The organism is Parabacteroides sp. AF18-52 (genome assembly GCF_003479145.1).
Taxonomy (GTDB): Bacteria; Bacteroidota; Bacteroidia; order Bacteroidales; family Tannerellaceae; genus Parabacteroides; species Parabacteroides faecis.
Map to the genome: position 1 here is coordinate 69,664 of NZ_QUGR01000021.1, position 22,406 is coordinate 92,069.

Annotated in this window: 17 protein-coding genes; 11 read left to right on the forward strand and 6 right to left on the reverse strand. The window is 43.8% G+C overall.

Going from position 1 to position 22,406, the window contains the following annotated elements; all coding sequences use genetic code 11:
* Nucleotides 1-9: 9 nt before the first annotated feature.
* Complete coding sequence (locus DWX23_RS22020) at nucleotides 10-1,356, forward strand: citrate/2-methylcitrate synthase (protein WP_122376077.1); 1,347 nt, start codon at nucleotides 10-12, stop codon at nucleotides 1,354-1,356.
* An 85-nt stretch (nucleotides 1,357-1,441) separates the two neighbouring features.
* Here the strand turns inward: DWX23_RS22020 and DWX23_RS22025 are convergent, their stop codons facing one another.
* The 3 genes from DWX23_RS22025 to DWX23_RS22035 all read right to left on the reverse strand — a co-directional run bounded on the left by DWX23_RS22025 (nucleotide 1,442) and on the right by DWX23_RS22035 (nucleotide 5,237).
* Nucleotides 1,442-2,683 carry an Hsp70 family protein gene (locus tag DWX23_RS22025; protein WP_122376078.1) on the reverse strand — a complete coding sequence of 414 codons (1,242 nt, stop codon included), beginning with the start codon at nucleotides 2,681-2,683 and terminating at the stop codon, nucleotides 1,442-1,444.
* 84 nt (nucleotides 2,684-2,767) lie between these two features.
* The gene (locus DWX23_RS22030) at nucleotides 2,768-4,534 is read right to left on the reverse strand and encodes an ATP-binding protein (RefSeq protein WP_122376079.1); all 1,767 of its coding nucleotides are present in this window, start codon (nucleotides 4,532-4,534) and stop codon (nucleotides 2,768-2,770) included.
* A 16-nt stretch (nucleotides 4,535-4,550) separates the two neighbouring features.
* On the reverse strand, nucleotides 4,551-5,237 hold the full coding sequence (locus DWX23_RS22035) for a response regulator transcription factor (protein WP_122376080.1): 687 nt from the start codon (nucleotides 5,235-5,237) through the stop codon (nucleotides 4,551-4,553).
* 597 nt (nucleotides 5,238-5,834) lie between these two features.
* On the opposite strand from DWX23_RS22035, the gene DWX23_RS22040 reads away from it, so the two are divergent.
* The 7 genes from DWX23_RS22040 to DWX23_RS22070 are packed head-to-tail and all read left to right on the forward strand — an operon-like array spanning nucleotide 5,835 to nucleotide 15,109.
* Nucleotides 5,835-7,955 (forward strand): KamA family radical SAM protein, encoded by a 2,121-nt coding sequence (locus tag DWX23_RS22040; protein ID WP_122352854.1) that lies wholly within the window; start codon nucleotides 5,835-5,837, stop codon nucleotides 7,953-7,955.
* A gap of 35 nt (nucleotides 7,956-7,990) precedes the next feature.
* Nucleotides 7,991-8,533 carry a ferredoxin domain-containing protein gene (locus tag DWX23_RS22045; RefSeq protein WP_122376081.1) on the forward strand — a complete coding sequence of 181 codons (543 nt, stop codon included), beginning with the start codon at nucleotides 7,991-7,993 and terminating at the stop codon, nucleotides 8,531-8,533.
* A gap of 35 nt (nucleotides 8,534-8,568) precedes the next feature.
* Nucleotides 8,569-9,525 (forward strand): hypothetical protein, encoded by a 957-nt coding sequence (locus DWX23_RS22050; RefSeq protein ID WP_122376082.1) that lies wholly within the window; start codon nucleotides 8,569-8,571, stop codon nucleotides 9,523-9,525.
* 34 nt (nucleotides 9,526-9,559) lie between these two features.
* Nucleotides 9,560-10,933: a DNA repair protein RadA gene (radA, locus tag DWX23_RS22055; protein WP_122352649.1), complete on the forward strand. Its 1,374-nt coding sequence runs from the start codon at nucleotides 9,560-9,562 to the stop codon at nucleotides 10,931-10,933.
* Between the two features lie 32 nt (nucleotides 10,934-10,965).
* Nucleotides 10,966-12,774, forward strand: coding sequence for a hypothetical protein (locus DWX23_RS22060; protein ID WP_122376083.1), 1,809 nt, complete (start codon nucleotides 10,966-10,968; stop codon nucleotides 12,772-12,774).
* Nucleotides 12,771-13,493, forward strand: a complete 723-nt coding sequence (locus tag DWX23_RS22065; protein ID WP_122376084.1) for a hypothetical protein — start codon at nucleotides 12,771-12,773, stop codon at nucleotides 13,491-13,493. The genes DWX23_RS22060 and DWX23_RS22065 overlap by 4 nt, the downstream gene beginning before the upstream one ends.
* A gap of 26 nt (nucleotides 13,494-13,519) precedes the next feature.
* Nucleotides 13,520-15,109: an NAD(P)/FAD-dependent oxidoreductase gene (locus DWX23_RS22070; protein WP_122376085.1), complete on the forward strand. Its 1,590-nt coding sequence runs from the start codon at nucleotides 13,520-13,522 to the stop codon at nucleotides 15,107-15,109.
* A gap of 9 nt (nucleotides 15,110-15,118) precedes the next feature.
* On the opposite strand, the gene DWX23_RS22075 is transcribed toward DWX23_RS22070, so the two are convergent.
* Nucleotides 15,119-15,490: a hypothetical protein gene (locus tag DWX23_RS22075; RefSeq protein WP_233587740.1), complete on the reverse strand. Its 372-nt coding sequence runs from the start codon at nucleotides 15,488-15,490 to the stop codon at nucleotides 15,119-15,121.
* Nucleotides 15,491-15,523: 33 nt separating this feature from the next.
* Nucleotides 15,524-16,333, reverse strand: coding sequence for a peptidylprolyl isomerase (locus DWX23_RS22080; protein ID WP_122376097.1), 810 nt, complete (start codon nucleotides 16,331-16,333; stop codon nucleotides 15,524-15,526).
* A gap of 112 nt (nucleotides 16,334-16,445) precedes the next feature.
* On the opposite strand from DWX23_RS22080, the gene DWX23_RS22085 reads away from it, so the two are divergent.
* Nucleotides 16,446-18,122 (forward strand): putative transporter, encoded by a 1,677-nt coding sequence (locus DWX23_RS22085; RefSeq protein ID WP_122376087.1) that lies wholly within the window; start codon nucleotides 16,446-16,448, stop codon nucleotides 18,120-18,122.
* A 10-nt stretch (nucleotides 18,123-18,132) separates the two neighbouring features.
* Here DWX23_RS22085 and DWX23_RS22090 read toward each other — a convergent pair whose 3' ends face one another.
* Nucleotides 18,133-19,677, reverse strand: a complete 1,545-nt coding sequence (locus DWX23_RS22090; protein WP_122376088.1) for a ClC family H(+)/Cl(-) exchange transporter — start codon at nucleotides 19,675-19,677, stop codon at nucleotides 18,133-18,135.
* A gap of 88 nt (nucleotides 19,678-19,765) precedes the next feature.
* Here DWX23_RS22090 and DWX23_RS22095 point away from each other — a divergent pair, with 88 nt between their 5' ends.
* Both DWX23_RS22095 and DWX23_RS22100 read left to right on the forward strand, forming a co-directional pair.
* Nucleotides 19,766-19,990 (forward strand): hypothetical protein, encoded by a 225-nt coding sequence (locus tag DWX23_RS22095; RefSeq protein WP_122352656.1) that lies wholly within the window; start codon nucleotides 19,766-19,768, stop codon nucleotides 19,988-19,990.
* A 10-nt stretch (nucleotides 19,991-20,000) separates the two neighbouring features.
* Entirely contained in the window at nucleotides 20,001-22,397 is a 2,397-nt protein-coding gene (locus DWX23_RS22100) for a glycoside hydrolase N-terminal domain-containing protein (protein WP_122376089.1), read from the forward strand.
* Nucleotides 22,398-22,406: the final 9 nt, after the last annotated feature.

Here is a 22,406-nt window from a genome sequence, read left to right on the forward strand (position 1 = left end):
TAATTCGTGATGAAAAAAGAATATCTTATTTATAAGCTGTCGGATGCGTCGAAGGATGCCTGCAAGATTGATAATGAACTGTTCCCGATGTATAACGTGAAACGCGGTCTGCGCAATGAAGACGGCAGCGGCGTATTGGTCGGATTGACCAAGATAGGTAATGTGGTCGGTTACGAACGTCTGCCGGATAACGGCGGTTTGAAAGCCATCCCCGGGAAATTGTTTTACAGAGGTTATGATGTCGAAGATCTAGCACATGCCCTGATCAAGGAAAAACGTTTCGGTTTTGAGGAGGTTGCTTATCTGCTTCTTTCCGGCAAATTACCCGATAAGGAGGAATTGGAATCTTTCAAAGGACTGATCTGCGACAACATGCCGCTGGAACAGAAAACAAAGATGAATATTCTCGATCTGGAAGGCCAGAATATTATGAATATATTGGCTCGTAGCGTACTGGAAATGTATACTTTCGACCCGAATCCGGACGATACCTCCCGTGACAACCTGATGCGTCAGTCTATTGAACTGATCTCCCGGTTCCCGACCATAATAGCTTATGCTTATAATATTTTCCGTCATAGTACACACGGCCGTTCGTTGCATATTCGCCACCCGCACGAAAATCTTTCGCTTGCAGAGAACTTCCTGCACATGCTGAAGAAAGACTTTACCGAACTGGATGCCCGTACATTGGATTTATTGCTTGTTTTACAGGCTGAACATGGCGGTGGTAACAACTCGACCTTTACGGTTCGCGTAACCAGTTCGACAGGAACTGATACTTATTCTTCCATTGCGGCTGGTATCGGTTCGCTGAAAGGCCCGTTGCATGGTGGAGCCAATATTCAGGTTGTCGATATGTTCCATCACCTGAAAGAGAACATCGGCGATTGGAAGAATGTAGATGAAATAGATACGTATTTTATGCGTATGCTGAATAAAGAAGCCTATAATAAAACCGGTTTGATTTATGGTATCGGTCATGCCGTCTATACCATTTCCGATCCGCGTGCCGTCGTACTTAAAGAACTGGCCCGCGATCTGGCAAAGGAAAAAGGACGCGAAGAAGAGTTCGCCTTCCTGGAGTTACTGGAAGAACGTGCTATAGAATGTTTTGCGAAGCATAAAGGAACGAAGAAGCGTGTTTCTTCAAACGTAGACTTCTATTCCGGCTTTGTCTATGAAATGATCGGTCTGCCGCAGGAAATCTATACACCGCTATTCGCTATGGCACGTATTGTCGGTTGGACTGCCCACCGTATCGAAGAGCTGCACTTCGACGGTAAACGTATCATCCGTCCGGCTTATAAGAATGTTCTGGAAGAAGCGACTTATGTTTCGATATCCGAACGTTGATAGAAAATCAAAGGTATAATTAAAGGCTATATGAAAAGCATCGATGAGTTTTTCGTATAGCCTTTGTTTTGATATCTATTAGAGATTAGTAACTGAGCGATAACCCGTATGCCACACTATTAAATGTATTCCCTGTGCGTATCTTATCCTCTCCGAAGATACGATAAAGAATTTCTCTTACCGGAATAACAAGGCTACTGCCGCCTGTGATGAAAACCGAATCGATATCCTCGGCTTTGTATTTGGCTGTTTCGAGCATCTTGCGGAGGTATTGCTCGATCTCGTTCGTATGTCGTTCGATGATCGTGGCGAACTCGGATGGTGTGAAAGGTTCGTGTATGCTGATAGCATCCTTTTCAAAGTCTATCGTAGTTTCTTTTCCGTCCGAGAGGTTTATCTTGGACTGTTCGATTCTTTTGAATAGGGAGAATACATAGTTATTGTCTATTAAAACCCTGACATTGTTTATTCTGGGATTGTTACCTGAAAGATGATAGTAACTATCCATCGAACGGCGCAGCTTACTTTCTTTCAGCATAAATGTCCTTTCCCAGTTTTTCAGTTCACGGTAAAGGATGGAGGGAACTTCAATTTCCTTATCGTAGGATTGATATTTGGCACCGCGGCCCAGGTGAGGAGTCACTTTGTACCACATGATTTCCGAATCAAACAGGTCACCGCCAATATAGACACCGCCATGAGCAATGATATCGTCTTTGCGGTCTTCTTTCCGGATTTTCCCGGGCGACAGGTTCATAATGGTAAAATCGGACGTACCGCCGCCGAGATCAGCTACCAGTACATTTTCACTATGATCGAGTTGTTGTTCGTAGGAGAGGGCAGCAGCGATTGGTTCCAGTTGCAGCTTGATATTTTTGAAACCTGCATTGCGGGCGGCAAGCGTCAAGCGATTGACAGCGAGATTTTCCTGTTTTATGTCTTCAGAGAAAACAGCAGGTCTTCCGAGTATCACATCGGTTATTTCTGTGTCGGTAAAGGCTTCCGCTTTTTCTTTCAGATGGCGGATGATGCAGGTGACGAGCTGATCGGGCGTCATTCTTTTACCGGATATCCAGGTAGAAAGAAATTTGTCCTGACGGAGCAGCGTCTTGACGGATTTCAGCAGACGCCCGGTCATTTCTTCTTCTATGTATTTATTGTGGGCTTCTTTTCCCACATAGTATTTCATTTCATTTGTGTCCGGAAAGTACAGAATGGAACTGGTGCTGTATGAAAATACTTCCTTCCGTGTTGCTTTGTCTGTGAGTGATATAATGGAATTGGATGTTCCGAAATCCAGACCGCATGTCAAATCTTTTATATTCATCTTTGCCTTATCTTTTAAGAAAAATAGGGCGCGAAGATATAAAATACGACACATTTATATACTATATATACATGTAATTTATGTTTATAATTTTTTCTTCAGGGTAAAGAAGAAAGTGACTCCTTTCCCCGGGCTGCTTTTTGCAGAGATCTGTCCTTTATGGAAATTGACTCCGTTTTTAACGATAGACAATCCTAATCCGGTTCCTCCGACTTTCCGGCTGCGTCCTTTATCCACCCGGTAGAATCTTTCAAAGATCCGGTTGATATGTTCTTCTGAAATACCGACACCGTTATCTGCAAAGCTGAAATAATAGAATTTAGGATCTTCCTTATAACAGTTTACCGTGATCCGGCTTCCTTCTCCGGCATAAGCAATTGAATTGTCATATAGATTCCGGAAGATAGAATATAATAATGAATAATTACCGTGTATCGTAGGATCACCGGGCAAAATAATCTCGGAAGTAATCTGTTTTTCTTCCATCTCTTTTGAGCATTCCTTTTGGATCTCTGCGATCAGTTTCGGAATGTTTATATCAGACAGATCGAACATGTCGGAAGCTTCGTCCAGACGGTTCAGAACAGAAATATCCCGTAATAATCCTGTCAGGCGGGTACTTTGTGAGTAACAACGTTCCAGGAAAAACTGACGTTTGTCGGAAGTGAGTTCCGGATTGCTGATGATCGTTTCCAGATATCCCTGAATGCTGCTGACGGGTGTTTTCAACTCGTGTGCTACGTTCTGTGTAAGCTGACGTTTCATCCGGCTTTCCTCTTCCTGGCGCGAAATGTCATTGATGGAGATCTCGTAGCTGTTATCCAGGAACAGGATACATTCGATCAGGAATATTTTTCCGTTCTTATCGATGGTGACAGATTCACGCAAAACCTTGCGTTTACGATTCGTATTAGGAATATTTTTATTCAGAAATGCCTTGATCGGTTCCAACTCATGGATCTCTATCACTTCCTCGGCTTGCCGTATCTGACTGTCGGAGATAACGTTCGAGAACTGAATGAGAAGAATATTCGACAGGATCTCTTTCCCTTCGGGTGTAAACATGGCAAACCCTTCTTTGGCATATTGGAAATGTTTTATCAGCTTTTCACGCTCCATAGAGAGTTCGTCTTTTGCCTTTTGCTGTTGATGATATAAAGTGATGATGTTCTTTGAAATATCGCCTAGTTCATCATTGGGAAAGGTATAATCAGTCTCCGGTATCCGGTCTTTTTCAATATTCAGGGCAAAATCTCGTAATTTGGAGATGGTCCGGCCGATACTGAAAGTGAAACGGGAGAGGACAAAGAAAAAAATCAGGGTCATCAATATCATAAAATATATGAAGTCCTTGTCTGTCGATAAGGCACTTTGCACATACGGATCATAAGGGAGTGCCGAGCGGTAGATATAGCTGCCGATGTTGCTGGCCGAATAAAAATATCGTCTGCCTGTCGATCCGGAGGTTCGGATGGCAAAGCCTTCGTTATACAAACGGGCCTTACGTACTTCGCTGCGGTCGTTATGATTATTAAATTCTTCTGTTCCGCTATTATCGAATAGCACTTTACCGTTAGGATCGATAATTGTTACACGTAACTCTTTCTGTGGAATCTCCTCGATGAATTGCTGTACGACTTTGTTAATATCGGCATCTTGCTGGGTACGGCGAAATAATTGGTAATTATAGTTACTCAATACATTATTCAACTTTTCCTGCGAAAATTCCCGTTCCCGTTGATATTGAAACAACAGAAAACAAACAGTGAATCCAAGGAACATCACAAAAATGGACCAGAATAGCCGTTGACTGAACGGCATCCGGTTTCTCATCTTTTCTACTCTTACCATAATTCAAATAACAGGATTAGCATTCAAAACAATAACCGAAGCCGAGGCGGGTAACAATGTTTTTTCCGTAAGGGCCTATCTTTTTCCGTAACCGGGTAATATTTACGTCTATTGTACGGTCCAGCACATATACTTCGTCTTTCCAGATGCGTGACAGTATCTCTTCGCGTGAAAAAACATTCCCTTTATTCTCCAATAGTAATTTAAGTATTTCAAATTCTTTTTTGGTCAGGGGTACTTCTTTGCCGTCAACCGATGCTTTGATACGTTTTGTATCTAACACTAATGTTTCATAGTTGAGACGCTCGTTTATATCGACTTTTTCCTTTTCAGCCGTTCTTCGTAACACGGCTTTAACACGTGCGACTACCTGACGGATCGAAAATGGTTTTGAAATATAATCGTCCGCTCCCAGGTTAAAGCCTGTCAACATATCGTTTTCAGTATCTTTCGCTGTCAGGAAGATAATCGGGATATTGGAAGTGTTTTCTTCTTTCCTTAAAATACTCGCCATCTTGAATCCGGAGATTTCTCCCATCATGACGTCCAGTAAAAGTAGTTGATAAGCAGATAGATCCTTTTTCAAAGCTTCTTCTGCACTGAAGGCGGTATCCACTTCGTAACCTTCTATTTCCAGATTGAATTTGAGGATTTCGCACAAGTCCTCTTCATCATCCACAACAAGAATTCGGGGCATATCCATAGTCTTTTTATTTTATTTGAAATGAACAATTCATTCCATCGTTTACAAAATTAATTATTTTCTGCAAAGGAAGGCATTCGGTATTTCGGCAGAGTGAAATAACTGTTACATTTCTGTTACAAAAGAGAGGTGTGTTCTGGATAAAATAAAAAAGTCTACTTTCACAAGTAGACTTTTTTAATACTTATAATGACCAATACCTTTACCTAAAAATGAGAGGCTTTAGCCTCAAATATTACTTGTCACAAAAATAAAAATAGTTTTTGATAAAAACAAATTATAACGCATATTTTTCAAGGTTTGTGTAAAAGTAAAAATACCCTCTTTCTCGTGTAATGCCCTAAATGAGATCAAAATGTAATTAAAAACTCACAGAAATGTCATTTTGCTCTTTATTTTTTGTCGATTAGAATGTTTTAAAAGTGGATATTCATAGTTTTTCGATTAAAAATGTTATATTTGTGGACATGTGTAACAGTCTGGACTACTTCAACCATTTCTTATGATTTGATAACCCGTATCCCCGGATATAATCTCTCCAGGTGAGTGGCATGATTTATAATATTATTCTAATCTATCTAAAAAGCAGTGATGTTTATGATTAAAAGAAAAGAACTAACGTACGACAATTCTTATTTACTCAAAGTGTTTAACAGGGACTTTCCTCATTTGGTGACAATGGCGGAAGAGAGCCGGAACGTGAAATTGTTCAGGGAAGCTCTACGCTCATTCGTTTCTTCCCGGATTGAAATCAACGGAGGTGGCAGTAATATGGGGAATGCCGTGGCGAAGCGTATTTTACTTTTAATAGAATATGACGGATCTCCGATAGATGAGCTTTCGACCGGAGAGGAGATGTCTATACAGACTATCACTTATTTCTGGCAATTATTGGCAGGAAAGTTGACGGAAGAGGTTTCACCTGACCTGTTTATAGATCTTTATCATCAGTTCACGTTGTTAGAACATCCGGAGACTGTTGAGCCGGACCGTGCTTTGGTGAAACGCCAGATGAATCGCTGGCCTACAGGATTGGATGAAGATGTCATTGCGATACGTGAAGCCAATAAAGACCGTATTATAAAGAGACTGATCCGTAAGATCGAACGTAGGAACGCTCCTTCTTCCCGTTTTCAGTTCTCACCGGAAATGACTTATGAAGAAAAGTATGACCAGGTGAAAGAATGGTGGAATACTGCACGTTTTCATCTGGCTTTGGCAATCAAAAGTCCGACGGAATTGAATTATTTCCTGGGAGAATCCCTTTCGGAAGAAATGATGCAACTCCTTGCGCGGGCCAGGAAAAAAGGAATGCCGTTTTTCGTTACACCTTACTACTTGTCGTTATTGAATCCCGGAGAAGATGGATATGATGATAAAACGATCCGTTCATATATCCTTTATTCAAATGAACTGGTCGATACTTACGGCAGTATAAAAGCCTGGGAAAAAGAAGATATCGTGGAAGCCGGTAAGCCGAATGCAGCCGGATGGCTTTTGCCGGAAGGACATAATATTCACCGTCGTTATCCAGAGGTTGCTATTCTGATCCCTGATTCGATGGGAAGGGCCTGCGGAGGTTTATGCGCCTCTTGTCAACGTATGTATGACTTTCAGAGTGAACGTCTTAATTTCGATTTTGAAGCATTGAAACCGAAAGAGACCTGGGATAAGAAGTTGCGCCGTTTAATGCATTATTTTGAAGAAGACGCACAGTTGCGTGATATACTGATCACCGGGGGAGATGCCCTGATGAGCCAGAACGCCACATTACGTAAAATATTGGAAGCCGTATATAAAATGGCGGTCCGCAAACGCAAGGCGAATGAACTGCGTCCGGAAGGTGAGAAGTTGGCCGAATTGCAACGAGTCCGTTTGGGGTCACGTTTGCTTGCTTATCTACCTTTGCGAATTACCGACGAACTGGTATCTATCCTTAAAGAGTTCAAGGAAAAAGCATCGACTGTCGGAGTTTCCCAGTTTATTGTTCAAACACATTTTCAATCCCCTTTGGAAGTGACTCCTGAAGCTAAACGTGCTATAAAGGCGATACTCGATGCCGGATGGGTGATCACGAACCAGTTGGTTTATACGGTTGCTGCTTCCCGCCGCGGACATACTGCCAAATTACGGCAGACGCTCAATTCTGCCGGTGTGATATGTTATTATACGTTCTCGGTGAAAGGCTTCCATGAAAATTATGCTGTTTTTACTCCAAACAGCCGTTCGCTCCAGGAACAACATGAAGAGAAGATTTTCGGTAGAGTACCCGATGATAAGCTGGCAGAACTGGACGATATAGTGACCAATAAACGTCCTTTAGGCAGGAAACTATATAATTTCCTGCGTGAGAATCATCTGTTGTTCGCAGCCACAGACCGTAATGTTCTGAATCTTCCAGCAATAGGTAAAAGTATGACATTTAAAACCGTAGGATTAACGGCCGAAGGGAAGCGCATCCTGAAGTTTGATCATGATACAGGCCGTCGCCATAGTCCGATCATCGATAAGCTGGGGCAAGTATATATTGTAGAGAATAAGTCGGTGGCTGCTTATTTGAGGCAATTGGAAGAGATGGGAGAGGACGTGAAAGAATATCGCAGCATCTGGAATTATTGCGAAGGAAAGACGGAACCGCGTTTCAGCTTGTATGAATATCCCGATTATCCGTTCATGATTACAGAAAAGATGACTAATCTTGAACTCGAAAGCGAGTAAAAGTGTATCTTTGTTCCTGCTAAACCAATAAAAAGATGATACAGAACGAAAGAGAAATACGGCACGAACATGTGTTAGAGGCTGTCTGTCAGATGATGACGGCTGCCCGTACGGCTCCCAAGGGGAAGGGGATCGATATTATAGAAATAGCAATGGTTACCGGCGAAGATATACAACGTTTGTCTGACGAGATGCTGAACCTGGCGGCAGAGACCGGATTTAAGTTCATTTTGCGTGATGCAGATAATATTTTAAGTGCGGAAGCAATCGTGATATTGGGTACACGGCAACAGGTACAAGGGCTTAACTGTGCTCATTGCGGTTTTGAAACCTGCGTAGAGAAGCCGGCAGAAGTACCGTGTGCTATCAACTCTGTCGATTTGGGTATTGCTATCGGCTCGGCTTGTGCAACCGCATCCGATTTGCGTCTGGATACCCGTGTTATGTTCAGTGCTGGTCTGGCAGCCCAACGTTTGGGATGGCTGGGAGAGAGCAGGAGTGTGATGGCCATTCCGGTCAGCGCCTCTTCAAAAAACCCGTTCTTCGACCGTAAACCGAAAGAACAACCCGTGAAATAATTAGCAGGAATTAGGACAAATAACACGATGACTTTATGATAAAGTTTGACAACAAACTTGAATTACGTTATTCATTTAACGATAAGTCCAGTTATATGGATGCCTGGGTCAAACATCGCTGTGAGAAAGAGATACTTTCCATGCTGCGTGTGTTGGCAGATGTACTGGACGTGAAGATGACTGCCCATTGTGAACCCTTTTCGCAGGAAGGCGGATACCGGGTCGTATGGCCGATAGCAGGCGAGAGTTCGCGCTCTATCTCAGTAGTATTGAATATTCTGATGCAGGTTTTAACCAGGCCGACATTGTCTGTCGGCGGTCAACCTTTAGTCGACAGGACGAATGCCGACGAAGAGGATATGCAGAAGGAAATCTCCTTATTGAAACGTTCGCTTAAATTGAAACAGGCGGGGGCTTTGATACCTCGCGAACTGGTGGAATTGTTGGCATCCTGGCCGAAGTTCTGTAAATATAAATCCAACTTTTACGAAGCGTTGCGTGGATATCCCAAAGTAACGAAGATCAATGTACGTGAATTAAATGATAAAAATCGTAGCCGTTCCGGCTCCTTGGAGGTGAAGCGCGAACAGTTTGATTACTTTATTCTTCGTTCGGATGACCTGCCGACTGTCAAAGATAATAAAGCTACCATTGAGATTATCTCGCCGGTATTGAAGGATAGTCGTTATCGTTGGAAAGGTATTTATAACAAAGGTGGCGAGACGATCGACTTCTACATGTGCGATGAAGATTTCAAAAAGCAGATGTTCGATGAAAAGATATCTTTTACAAGCGGTATGTGCATCGATTGTGTACTGGAGATTGCTCGTAAATTAAGTGAGATGGGCGAGACGATCAATATCAGCTATACCGTGACCACTGTGATTCGTACCCGTTTTGATAAAATGGAAATCGTTACTCCGCAAGGCAAGCGCCACCTGCGTAAGCTGGAGGCGGAGAAGAAACAACTTACACTCGACTTATTTGGCTAACTTTTCCTATCTTTACGCCAAATCTTAAAGATGTATGGCTAAGACAAAAACAGTATACGTCTGCTCCAATTGTGGAGCAGACTCTCCTAAATGGATCGGTAAATGTCCGAATTGCGGCGAGTGGAATACCTATGTGGAAGAGATCGTAGCTACTAAAGAACCTGCAGCAAAACGTATTATTCCCGGTATTACGGAAACAGGAAAAATCCGTCCGGTTTTGTTGCGTGACATTACATCCGAAGAAGAAACCCGAATTGATTTGAAAGACGAAGAACTGAATCGTGTCCTGGGAGGCGGTTTGGTCAAAGGTTCATTGGTACTGATCGGCGGTGAGCCGGGTATCGGTAAGTCTACCCTGGTTTTGCAGACTGTTTTGAGGCTGAATAATTTGAAAACATTATATGTATCCGGCGAGGAAAGTAGCCGGCAACTGAAACTTCGTGCCGATCGTATCGCTCACGAAAATCCGGAATGTTTTATCCTGAGTGAAACGAATCTGGAACAAATATTTATCCAGGCACGCAACGTACAACCTGATTTATTAATCATAGATTCTATCCAGACAATCTATACGGAGATCGTAGAATCTTCTCCCGGTAGCGTATCGCAGGTGCGTGAGTGTAGTGCTGCAATCCTGAAATATGCCAAAGAAAGTGGTGTGCCTGTTTTGTTGATAGGCCATATTAATAAAGAAGGAAGTATTGCCGGACCGAAAGTATTGGAACATATCGTCGATACGGTTCTTCAGTTCGAAGGCGATCAGCATTATATGTACCGCATCCTCAGGAGCATTAAAAACCGTTTCGGTAGCACGGCGGAACTGGGTATTTATGAAATGCGTCAGGATGGCTTGCGTGAAGTCAGCAATCCGTCAGAGTTATTGCTGACACAAAACCATGAAGGGTTGAGCGGTGTGGCGATTGCTGCAGCCATCGAAGGGATACGTCCTTTCCTGATTGAGACACAGGCATTGGTCAGTTCTGCTGTCTACGGGACTCCGCAACGTAGTGCGACCGGATTCGATCTTCGGAGAATGAATATGCTTCTGGCCGTCCTGGAGAAACGTGCCGGATTTAAGTTGATACAGAAAGACGTCTTTCTGAATATTGCCGGTGGTTTGAAGGTAAACGATCCTGCGATAGATTTAGCTGTTATCAGTGCGATCCTTTCATCGAGTCTGGATATCAGTATCGAACAAGGTGTCTGTATGTGCGGTGAAGTCGGTTTGTCGGGAGAGATCCGTCCTGTCAACCGTATCGAGCAACGTATTCTGGAAGCGGAGAAGTTAGGATTCTCACGTATTATCATTCCTCATAATAACCTGAAAGGGTTCGATACCAATAAATGTAAGATACAAATAGTACAGGTACGGAAAGTAGAAGAGGCTTTCCGGCAATTGTTTGGATAAATATTTCTTGTATGAAAAATCAGATATAACGAATGAATAAAAATGTATCATGTCTTTTGTATATTTTCATCCTTTTGTTTACAGGGTGTGAATATCAGGTAGGAGACAACTTCATTGATGTGGAAAAACCTGCAGGCGAGATTGAGATGAGTGTTGAACTGACTGCCGATAATGATGGTCAAAAGATTGTTATTTCCGAAGAAAGTACGACGATTAAGTATAATCTGAATACCTCAGGACATAAACTGGTTGTTTGTATCTTTAACATGGGAGAGAAGCAATGGATAGAGAAGGTTGCTTCCGGTGTATTTGTTATTAATAAAGGAGAAGTTCCGGTTGGTAATTATACATTAAAATGTGACATATACGTAAGCTCCGGCTCCGGAAGTATTGCCGATCAGACAGGAATGGAAAATTACCTGGGTACATATAGTTGGCCAGTCGAAGTCATAACCTATGAAGAACCTGCATACAGTCTGACTTACAAAACGAATGCCGATGGCTATCTGGAACTGTCATGGGAGAAACCGTTACTGAATGAATCGATATTCGATTATTACAGGGTGATCGGTTCTAGTCTGGATGTGAAGATAACCGATCGGGATCAGCTCTCCTATATTTGCAAATCTCACATCGGTCAATCTACAGATTATCAGGTTTCTGTTTATTTTAAGAATGGCAGAACCCCGTGGTTGTTAGGATATGCCAACCTACCGATGCAGTATCCGGAAATCACCTATGATTCCAGTGATCCGGACAGTTTGCAGATAAACATTATAAGACCTTATAAGTCGGTTATGAACATCGAGTATGACCGGAAACTGCTAGTCAGTGAGTATGCTGCTGATTTTATTCGTGTTCCATATGCTGCTTTTGGTGCATCGAATCCTGAGATGGTCGTTGAGGTCCTTCCCTGGGATAAGGCAGACCGTGTGTTCGGTGCCAATATACACAAATATGAAAGTGTACAGGCAAGTTTAGGTATATTAATTGCCCCGGAACAGAACTGGGCGCGTTATGGCTATAATGTGCAGGAAGATATAATGTATGTCAGTTCATACGGTGAAATAACAAACTGGCTATGGCCGGACATCATTCGGTATAAAGAGTATAAAGGTCCGGACGGTAATAATGTGAACAATTATGCATTGTCTATGTATAATAGCCGGATGGCAGCAGCTCATAATCAGACGATAGATGTGTTGGAAAGCAAGGAAATGCAGCATGTACGAACAATCAAGCTTGGAAATCTCTATTCTTTTGTTGGAGCGATGACTTTTACGAAAGATGATAAATTGGTCTGCCTTGTTTCTTCTCTGAATCAGACTGTATTTGTTTACCGTATGTCCGACGGGGCATTGGAAAATTCTTTCGAGTTTTCGGAATATCTGAATGCGTATAACGCTTCTTTTTCGTCCGACGGACGTTATCTGTGTTGTGAGAATAGCGATAGAAGCGGATTTACGATGGTTATTCTGGAAAATAACCGACCCGTATCGATGAAAAAGATGGATTTGTCTTATTCCGGTTTATGCATGAATCCTCTGAATCCCGAACAGCTGATTGTCTCGACAAATGGAAAGATACAGGTGTATAACTGCCGTGACCTATCATTGATACATTCGTTGGATTATCCGGGAATGTTAGTAAGCAACGTTGATCCCAAGACCGGTTTCTTGCTTTTACGCGGTTCGGGAAATGTAAAAGTTATAGATATGAAGACCAATACAGTCTTGTATACAAAGGAAGTCTCTTCTTTTTCCGAATGTAAATTGTATGGGAATGTCTTGTTGTCCAATACCGGATATGCTTTGCATATAGAAAAATATCTGAAGAAATGAAAAGGCTTATAATTGTATTTTTTTTATTAACCGGCTCATTTGCCGGAAATGCTCAAAAGATTACCGTAGAGTATAATGCGGGCTTTGGTTCGTATAATCTGTCCGGAATGAAAGATCTGTTGAATACCATGTTGCCCGAATTGAATGGAGTGAAGACGACAGACAATTTTCCTGGTTATCTGATGCATGATATGCGGATTGGTTTTGAATGGAAAAGACACCAGTTGGGAGGTCTGTTTGACTATATGAATACCGCGGGTAAGAAAGGGGTTTCGGATTATTCGGGAGATTATAGTCTGGTGATACGAACCAAGGGATATAAAGCGGGTATCTTTTACCGTTACACGCTGACCGATGTTCTTTTAGGTGAATTACATTTGCAACCTTACCTGGAAATGTCTTCTGGGATGATATTTAATAATGTGAATCTGAAAGAATCATTACATTATAATATATCAGGTAATCCGGCACCGGAAAACGTTCCGGGAATGGAAGAGCAGTTAAAGTTTACCGGACCTAACTTTTTCCTGGCTCCTGCAATCGGTGCCCGTTTAAAGTTATGTAGTTTTGTTGCTGTAAACCTAAGTATAGGTTATGAATGGGATGCGGTAAAGAAGCTGTATATGGATGGAGATAAAAGCAAAAAATTAACAAAGAATGCTGACTGGAGTGGCTTTCGGGCACAGGGAGGTCTTATTTTTTATATACCCCTGTACTAAATAATTAAGCATAAAGGATTAAAATAATGATACAAGAATTACAACTCCGCATCTTGCCGGAAGAAGCAGTAAATGAGCAGTCATTAAAACAGGTGGTGGCCCGTGAGACCGGTGCTGCTCCGAAAGATATACAGGCTGTCCGGGTTTTAAAACGTTCTATCGATGCCCGCCAGCGTACGATCTATGTGAACGTTAAGCTACGTGCATTCATCGGTGAACAGCCGGAAGAACCGGAATTTCAGTCTGTGGAATACAAGGATGTGTCGGGTGGAAAACAGGTCGTTGTTGTCGGTGCCGGTCCGGGAGGATTGTTCGCTGCCCTTCGCCTGATCGAATTGGGTTTGCGTCCGGTCATCCTCGAAAGAGGAAAGAATGTGCGGGAACGTAAAAAGGATATAGCCCTGATCAGCCGTGAACATACTGTAAACGGTGAATCGAATTACAGTTTCGGTGAAGGTGGTGCCGGAGCTTATTCCGATGGTAAATTATATACCCGCAGCAAGAAACGCGGATCGGTAGATAAAATATTGAATGTCTTCTGCCAGCATGGAGCGAGCACATCTATTCTTGCTGATGCCCATCCTCATATAGGAACAGACAAACTGCCCCGCGTGATAGAAAATATCCGTGAACAGATCATCCGCTGTGGCGGAGAAGTCCATTTTGAAACCCGTATGGACAGACTGATCATCGAAAAAGATGAAGCGATCGGAGTGGAGACTAATACAGGCAGAAGCTTCTATGGTCCGGTAATTCTGGCTACAGGCCATTCTGCTCGTGATGTCTACCGCTATCTTTATGAGAAACAGATTCCTATCGAAGCAAAAGGTATTGCCGTAGGTGTACGTCTGGAACATCCACAAGAACTGATCGACCAGATTCAATATCACCGGAAAGAAGGAAGAGGCAAGTATCTTCCGGCAGCCGAGTACAGTTTTGTAACCCAGGCAAACGGTCGGGGAGTTTATTCTTTTTGCATGTGTCCGGGAGGATTCGTAGTGCCGGCGGCAAGTGGTCCCAGACAGGTCGTTGTCAATGGTATGTCTCCGTCCAATCGTGGTTCCCGCTGGTCCAATTCCGGCATGGTGGTCGAGATCCGTCCGGAAGACTATACAGAACTGATGAAACACGAAGAGATAACAGTTCCTGCCGATTCTCCATTGGCCCTGATGGCTTTTCAGGAACGTTTGGAGGAAGTCTGTTGGTTAAACGGGGGCATGAAACAGATAGCCCCTGCCCAGCGTATGAACGATTTCGTTAATAAGAAGAATTCATTTGACCTGCCTGTCTCTTCTTATACGCCTGGGTTGTTGGCTTCACCGCTTCATTTTTGGATGCCTGAATTTGTAACCAGTCGTTTGCGGGATGGTTTCCGTCATTTCGGCAAGACATCGAAAGGCTTTCTGACCAACGAAGCTCTGATGATAGGAGTGGAGACACGTACATCTTCTCCCGTTCGCATTCTTCGTGATCGGGACACTTATCAGCATATAACCATAAAAGGACTTTTCCCTTGCGGGGAAGGAGCTGGTTATGCAGGCGGCATTGTCTCCGCAGCGATCGATGGAGAACGTTGTGCGGAAGGAGTAGCCGAGTTATTGAACTCGGTTCCCTGAAATCAAGACTCAGCTATTTATCTGTTCTTCGATCTCATTCAGCAGATTAACCCTTTCCAGCGAGAATGTGGTATCATGCGTCTGTAGATATTCCAGCAATTCTTTTGCCCGGCGGAGTATATCCTGTTGGTTCTTCGGTTGTTGGTAACTACTTTCGATCAAGGTTTTGATCGCTATTTCAAGACGTAGGATACCACTCTTCTCTTCGTTGTCGAGGAAACGGAGGATATCGTCGGGAGCTGTTGTCATCAGGAAATCCTGATCCAGTTTCAGGTTCTCGAAAACGGTTTGTATCAGTTCCGGATTCTTTCCGGCAGCATTGTTATTACGATTGAAGATTACCTGGGCAACCATCTTGCCTAGTTCTTCTATCTGTACCATGATTAAATCTCTTTTCAGCATATTGGATGAATTTTATTCTATTGTAACACTAATAATCCGGATATCTTTTTGGGGACGGTCATATTGGTCTTTCGGCTGGTTGGCAATAACATCCAACACATCGAACCCTTCTGTCAGTTCACCGAAAATCGTATAAATACCGTCCAGATGATGGCATCCGCCGACTGTTGTGTATGCCTTCCGCTCTTCTTCAGTAAAGATCAGGTGACCTGGCGTTGCCAGAATCATGGAATCTATTTGGGCATTCACAGCAGTTACTCGTTTGTTATATTCCCGTTTGTTGCTTTGTTTCAACATTTTCAGGTCTACGGCAATAGGACGATAGTACTTATCCAGCGCCTTTTTTCGTATATCTTGGTTGGCGATCAGTTCCAGTGTATCCAGTTCCCCGTTGCGATATACTTTCCCCTGTACGATAAAGAATTGCGACATATCCGATTTCTTTTCCGGATTGACATCGTCATTCTGGCGCGGGGCAGCAAGGGCACCTCTCTTGTGGAAATATTTATCTTTCAGTTCCGGCATAATCTCTGCCGACGAATCACCGAAACCGCAACGTGCTCCGGCAGGTGCGTTCTTTGAATCGGGTGCTCCTCCCTGGATCATGAACTCTTTGATAACACGGGTAAAAAGTGTACCGTTGAACTCTCCCTGTTGGGCGCGGTTGATAAATGTACGTACATGATTCGGTACATCGTCGTATAGCCGGGCCTTCATGGTCCCAACGTTCGTTTTGATAGTCACTGCTTTTTCTGAGCTTTGAGCGTTAAGACTTGCAGCCGCCAGTAAGAAAGCCAGTGTCAAGCTGTATAATCTTTTCATGAACATTTATTTTTTTCTCGGGTAAAGATAGTGTTTATGTTGTTAAACACAAACTTAATGGCTACCTTTGCGAACTTTATTTAATGGCGAAAAGATTTTTTAATAGAATATTATGAATTGGATCAATGATTTGTTATGGGGAGAAGGCATTGGGCACTCCATCCTGCTGCTGTCGTTTGTTATTGCGGCGGGTATTCAGTTAGGAAAAATTAAAGTGTTTGGTGTATCGCTGGGGATTACACTGGTTCTGTTCGTGGGGATTGTATTGGGCCATTTTGGTTTTACGATCAATCATAATGTGATTCACTTTTTCAAAGAGTTCGGTTTGATCTTGTTTGTCTATTCCGTAGGTATGCAGGTAGGTCCGGGTTTCTTTTCTTCGTTCAAAAAAGGTGGTATTACATTGAATATGTTGGCTTGTGGAATCGTCTTCTTGGGAGTACTGACAGCTATTATCCTGCATTATGTGACGGGTATTCCGATGCCGACTATGGTTGGTATTTTATCCGGAGCAGTAACGAATACACCAGGTCTGGGAGCTGCGCAGCAGGCCTTTTCCGATATGCACGGCTTTACAGATAATACAATTGCATTAGGATATGCCGTTGCTTATCCATTGGGTGTTATCGGGATTATCTTGTCCCTTATCTTTATCCGCTATGTATTCCGGGTTTCTTTCGATAAGGAAAATGAGGATCTGAACAAAACGGATGCTTCTCATACCAATGAAGCTAAACCTATTTCATTGATTGTAAAAAATCCGGCTGTTTTCAATAAGTCTGTCGGTGAGTTATCTGCTTTGCTGGAACACCGCGACTTCGTTATTTCCCGTATCTGGCATGATGACAATAAGCAGATCGAGATTGCTTCGGCAAATGTTTTGTTAAGAGAGAACGATAAGGTCTTTGTCATTACGACCGAACAGGATGCTCAGACCATCAAAACATTTATCGGTGAAGAGATCGATATGGAACGTAAACAGTGGATCCGCATGGAGAGCCAGTTTATTAACCGTCGTATTCTGGTTACAAAACCGGAACTAAATGGAAAACGTTTAGGCCAGTTAAAGTTGCGCCAGTTGTATGGTATCAATATAACGCGTATTAACCGTGCCGGTGTGGATCTGGTGGCAACTCCGGCTTTGACGCTTCAGGTAGGCGACCGTGTGAATGTTGTGGGTACTGAAACAGCTGTAACGAATGTAGAAAAGGTGTTGGGTAACTCTATGAAACGCCTGAACGAACCGAACCTGATCACTATCTTTGTCGGAATTGCTTTAGGTATTATCCTGGGAAGTATTCCTATCACTTTCCCTGGTATTCCCCAGCCGGTAAAACTTGGATTGGCAGGCGGTCCGCTGATCGTAGCTATCCTGATCAGCCGTTTCGGATATAAGTATAAGTTAATCACCTATACGACCCAAAGTGCCAACCTGATGTTGCGTGAGATCGGTATTACTTTATTCCTTGCCTGTGTCGGTATCAGTGCAGGAGATGGTTTTGTCGACACGATCGTAAATAATGGAGGTTTCGCCTGGATCGGTTATGGCTTTATTATTACTACTGTGCCTTTGCTTATCATCGGTTGTATCGGTCGTTATTTCTGCAAAGTGAATTACTTCACGTTAATGGGGCTGATTGCCGGTAGTACGACCGACCCCCCTGCATTGGCTTATTCTAATGCAACGGCCGGAAATGATGCTCCTTCTGTGGGGTATGCAACAGTCTATCCGCTGACCATGTTCCTGCGTGTATTGACAGCACAGTTACTGATATTGTTCTTTGCATAAACAAGTAAATTCAATAAATATTTGCCATACTCACCAACGGTTCGTATAATTTTTCAATATCCTGCGCGTCGATCTCGAGCGTAAGCTGGTCGCCGGGCAGGATGGTTTGTCCGGCAGGAGGGAGGTCCTTGCGGTCACGGTGGATGTTGATGATGATACAGTTGTTTGGCAGGTGTAGTGTGTTTACTTGTTTCCCGTCGAAATAAGAACCTGCCATCACTTCAACGTCGAGCTTTAGCCGTTTTTCTTCCTGAAAGATCGGCTTTTTGATCATCTCTTCGTAAAACATGACGTTGAAAGGTTTGATCTCCAAAAGTTCCGTGAAATAATAAGTTAGTCCTCCGACAACGATCGAAGGGTAGAATACCTCGAAATGTCCGGTAATCTCCGTGATCAGAATAATGGCAGTGATAGGGGTGCGCACGACGGCAACCAGAAAGGCTGCCATTCCGATCAGCATGACATAGCTGATATTTTCCGGCGCTATAACCCCCTGTTGTACCAGTAACAAAGCGCAGATTTTACCCAATAGTCCGCCGGTGACCAATGTCGGAATAAAACTTCCTCCCGGCAGTCCGGATGAAAACGAGTAGACTGTGAACACCATATGCAGTAACATCATTCCGGTAATCCATAAGATGCTCTCTTTTCCGCCTAAAGCCTGTTGCATCAGGAACTGTTCGCCGCCGCCGGTCAGGTCTGTCAATGTCAGTGAGATGGTATAAGCCATGATCAGCAATCCCAGCAGCTTGATATATTCAGGCTGCTTTATGGCAGGATACAACCTTTTGACATAAAGCATTAGCAATGAGTAGAACTTACCGAAAACGGATACGATAACGGCAAACAATAGAAATAGTTTGAGCTGTACTTTGAACGAAAGGTCCGGGGCGACCGCATTTATTTCGTGATAAGGGTTGATAGGGAATATCATATTGGCGATGCCTCCGGCAACGACCCCTGCCAGAATGGTTGTGATGGCTGTCTTGGGAGCATCGAAACGTTCGATCGATTCGATAACCAGGGTAGCCGCAGCTAATGGAGCGGCAAAAGCAGCCGCCAATCCCGCACCTGCGCCTGCTGCCAGCAATTGCTTCCGTTCGCCACTCAGGATATGTCCCCATTTACCGACCAGGTCCCCGATGTATGATCCCATCTGGACGGACGGCCCCTCACGTCCCATGGAAAGACCGCTGCTCAGCGTCAGTACTCCACCGGCAAACTTAGCCAGTAACTGCCGTAGGGAATGTTTGTAAACGATTCTGCCGTTGATCGCCCCTCGCGTCTGCGAAATACCTCCACCTGATATATAAGGCCAGCGTTTCACCAGCCAGGAGACGAAAATAAGTACACCCCAGAAAGCGAAAAATGCGATAACGTGAAGATACCAGGGAGGCGACGATTCAAAGAAATCTTTCCGGTAGTTGTAGAAAAGTTGTAATAAATAATGGTAAGGAACTGCTACCAACCCGGTTAGCAACCCTACAATAAGGCTCACGAAATAGAGCCTGGCATCCACCAGTTTCAGCTTTAATATCCTCCAGTTTACCTTCATAAGCTCGATAAAAACAAGACTGAATCGGCTTTGGTTTAGAGAAAATAGTATCTTTGTGTATTGTTGAATTAAAATAAATTAGATTATTATGGATACCCCGAGATACAAAACGATCATCAGCGTATTGAACTCATCCTGTGAAGGTTTCGATGAATATATAGAAATGAGTAAACGGATCAGCCTGTTTATTGAAACAAACGGAGCGAGCGAATCCGGCGGAATGATGGAAGAAAGTTATTTAGGGCAATATGTTGTTCTTCAGGATGAGCTTTATAAACTGGCATTGGAAAAGAAAAGGAACGAATCGTGTTAAGAGTATTATTATGAAAAAGAAATGGTTGTGTCTGGTTTTTAGTTTCGGACTACTGGTGCAAGGTCTGTCCGCACAGGAAAGCCCTGTGAAGATGTGGTATGACGAACCTTCGGACGACTGGATGAAGTCGTTGCCCATCGGTAACGGGCGGTTGAGTGGAATGGTATTTGGGGGCATAGAAAAAGACAATATAGCCTTCAATGAGATCACGCTCTGGTCCGGACAGCCCGACCCGGAACAGGAGAAGCCTTTCGGAAAAGAGGCATGGCGGGATATACAGCAGATGTTTCTGGATGGTAAACTGGAGGAAGGGAACGCCCTGGCTTCAGAAAAGCTGGTCGGCGTTCGCAATTCTTTCGGAACGCATGTCCCTTTCGGTGATATAGAACTGACTTTCAGGCAAAGTGGCGGAGCAACAGAAAGTTATATCCGTTCGCTTGATCTTGCCAGGGGTGTTGCATCCGTAACCTATCAGCAGGATGGCGTGACCTATGCTCGTGAATATTTTTGTTCTAATCCGGCTAATGTCCTGGTGGTACGTCTCAGTGCCTCGGAGAAAGGAAAACAGAATCTGGAAGTCGGTTTGAATCCATTAAGGAAATCCGTTGTAACGACGGAAGGAGATGCCATTTCTTTTTCCGGCCAGGTCGATTTTCCAACCTTTGGTCCCGGTGGTGTAAACTTCTACGGGAAAGTGAAAGTTCTGACGGAAGGAGGGATTATCAGACAGAATAAGGAAAGCCTGTCTGTGGAAAATGCCGATGAAGTAGTCCTTATAGCAGACCTTCGTACGGATTTTGTGCCGGGAGATATGAAGGAAGTGGTTTTATCTACAGTGGAAAATGCCGGAAAGAAAGGAGTTGAAACATTAATGCAAGAACATGAAGCGGATTTCGGCCGTCTGTTCAACCGTGTCAGTCTTTCTTTGGGCACAGCGAAAAATAATATAGCTACGGATGAACGCCTGAAGTTACTGAAAGAAGGGAATAACGACCCGGACCTGATTGCCCTGTTTTGCCAGTACGGACGTTATCTGCTGATCTCCGCATCACGGGAAAATTCTCCGTTACCAGCCAATCTTCAGGGAATATGGAACGATAATCTGGCTTGTAACATGGAATGGAGTTGCGACTACCATCTGGATATCAATACACAACAGAATTACTGGGCTGCCAATGTCGGTAATCTTGGTGAATGTAATGTCCCCCTGTTCAGTTATATAGGAACATTAGCCGAAGCCGGGGCAAAAACGGCTAAGACGGTTTATGGTTGTGACGGCTGGGTAGCTCATACGATGGCGAATGTCTGGGGATTTACGGCTCCGGGCTGGGGAACAGGCTGGGGGCTTCATCCTACGGGCGGTGCATGGCTGGCAACTCACCTGTGGGATTATTACCGCTTTACAAACGATGAAGTGTTCCTGTTGAGAGCCTATCCGGTTCTGAAACAATCGGCATTATTCTTCCTCGACTATATGATAGAAGATCCGAATAGCGGTTATCTGGTCACCGGTCCGTCTACTTCACCCGAAAATGCATTCCTTTGGAACGGCAAACAGTTGCCGCTTTCCATGATGCCGACTTGTGACAGGGTGATCGTTTATGAGATATTGAATGCCTGCCAGAGTGCAGCTGAGTTATTACAGGTAGATGAAGAATTAAGAGGACGTGTGATCGATGCAATCGACCGGTTGCCTCCTTTTAAAATAGGGAAATACGGTCAGCTTCAGGAGTGGCAGGAAGACTATGAGGAGGCTGTCCCTAATCACCGGCATACCAGCCATCTGCTTGCTTTGTATCCTTATGCACAGATAACACCGGAAGAAACGCCCGAATGGGCGAAAGCCGCTGCTGTGACTATCGACCGCCGTCTGAATGCAGCCGATTGGGAAGACGTGGAATGGAGCAGGGCCAATATGATCAATTTCTTTGCCCGCCTGAAGGATAGCAAAAAAGCCAGTGAAAGTGTGTTGGGATTAATAAACGACCTAAGTCGCGAGAACATGCTGACGATCTCTCCGAAAGGTATTGCCGGTGCTCCGACGGATATATTCGTTTTCGACGGTAACGAAGCCGGTGCAGCCGGTATTATGGAGATGTTGCTCCAGAGCCACGAAGAATATGTGGAACTCCTTCCATGCTTGCCGGAAGAATGGAATACGGGCAGTTATAAAGGTTTATGTGCCCGCGGTGGTTTTCAGGTTGATCTGTCCTGGAACAATGGGGCTGTTAAGCATGCGCAGATTACTGCAACAACCGATAATACCTTGAAGTTGAAGTTACCCGAACGGACCGGACATGAGAAGTATTATAGGAATAAGAAGATATTCGATCCGATCACTCTCCCTTACGGTATCGTAAGAGTGGACATGCAAAAAGGTGATATTTTTGAAGTCGCTTATGATTGATTGAAGTCT

Bases quoted from the DNA above. Each gene is read 5' to 3' on its own strand.
- DWX23_RS22085 (WP_122376087.1), top strand. From the start codon at position 16,446: ATGAATTGGATCAATGATTTGTTATGGGGAGAAGGCATTGGGCACTCC.
- DWX23_RS22095 (WP_122352656.1), top strand. From the start codon at position 19,766: ATGGATACCCCGAGATACAAAACGATCATCAGCGTATTGAACTCATCC.
- DWX23_RS22025 (WP_122376078.1), bottom strand. From the start codon at position 2,683: ATGAATATAAAAGATTTGACATGCGGTCTGGATTTCGGAACATCCAAT.
- DWX23_RS22100 (WP_122376089.1), top strand. From the start codon at position 20,001: ATGAAAAAGAAATGGTTGTGTCTGGTTTTTAGTTTCGGACTACTGGTG.
- DWX23_RS22075 (WP_233587740.1), bottom strand. From the start codon at position 15,490: ATGGTACAGATAGAAGAACTAGGCAAGATGGTTGCCCAGGTAATCTTC.
- DWX23_RS22045 (WP_122376081.1), top strand. From the start codon at position 7,991: ATGATACAGAACGAAAGAGAAATACGGCACGAACATGTGTTAGAGGCT.
- DWX23_RS22035 (WP_122376080.1), bottom strand. From the start codon at position 5,237: ATGGATATGCCCCGAATTCTTGTTGTGGATGATGAAGAGGACTTGTGC.
- DWX23_RS22060 (WP_122376083.1), top strand. From the start codon at position 10,966: ATGAATAAAAATGTATCATGTCTTTTGTATATTTTCATCCTTTTGTTT.
- DWX23_RS22040 (WP_122352854.1), top strand. From the start codon at position 5,835: ATGATTAAAAGAAAAGAACTAACGTACGACAATTCTTATTTACTCAAA.
- DWX23_RS22090 (WP_122376088.1), bottom strand. From the start codon at position 19,677: ATGAAGGTAAACTGGAGGATATTAAAGCTGAAACTGGTGGATGCCAGG.
- DWX23_RS22080 (WP_122376097.1), bottom strand. From the start codon at position 16,333: ATGAAAAGATTATACAGCTTGACACTGGCTTTCTTACTGGCGGCTGCA.
- DWX23_RS22070 (WP_122376085.1), top strand. From the start codon at position 13,520: ATGATACAAGAATTACAACTCCGCATCTTGCCGGAAGAAGCAGTAAAT.
- radA (WP_122352649.1), top strand. From the start codon at position 9,560: ATGGCTAAGACAAAAACAGTATACGTCTGCTCCAATTGTGGAGCAGAC.
- DWX23_RS22050 (WP_122376082.1), top strand. From the start codon at position 8,569: ATGATAAAGTTTGACAACAAACTTGAATTACGTTATTCATTTAACGAT.
- DWX23_RS22030 (WP_122376079.1), bottom strand. From the start codon at position 4,534: ATGGTAAGAGTAGAAAAGATGAGAAACCGGATGCCGTTCAGTCAACGG.
- DWX23_RS22065 (WP_122376084.1), top strand. From the start codon at position 12,771: ATGAAAAGGCTTATAATTGTATTTTTTTTATTAACCGGCTCATTTGCC.
- DWX23_RS22020 (WP_122376077.1), top strand. From the start codon at position 10: ATGAAAAAAGAATATCTTATTTATAAGCTGTCGGATGCGTCGAAGGAT.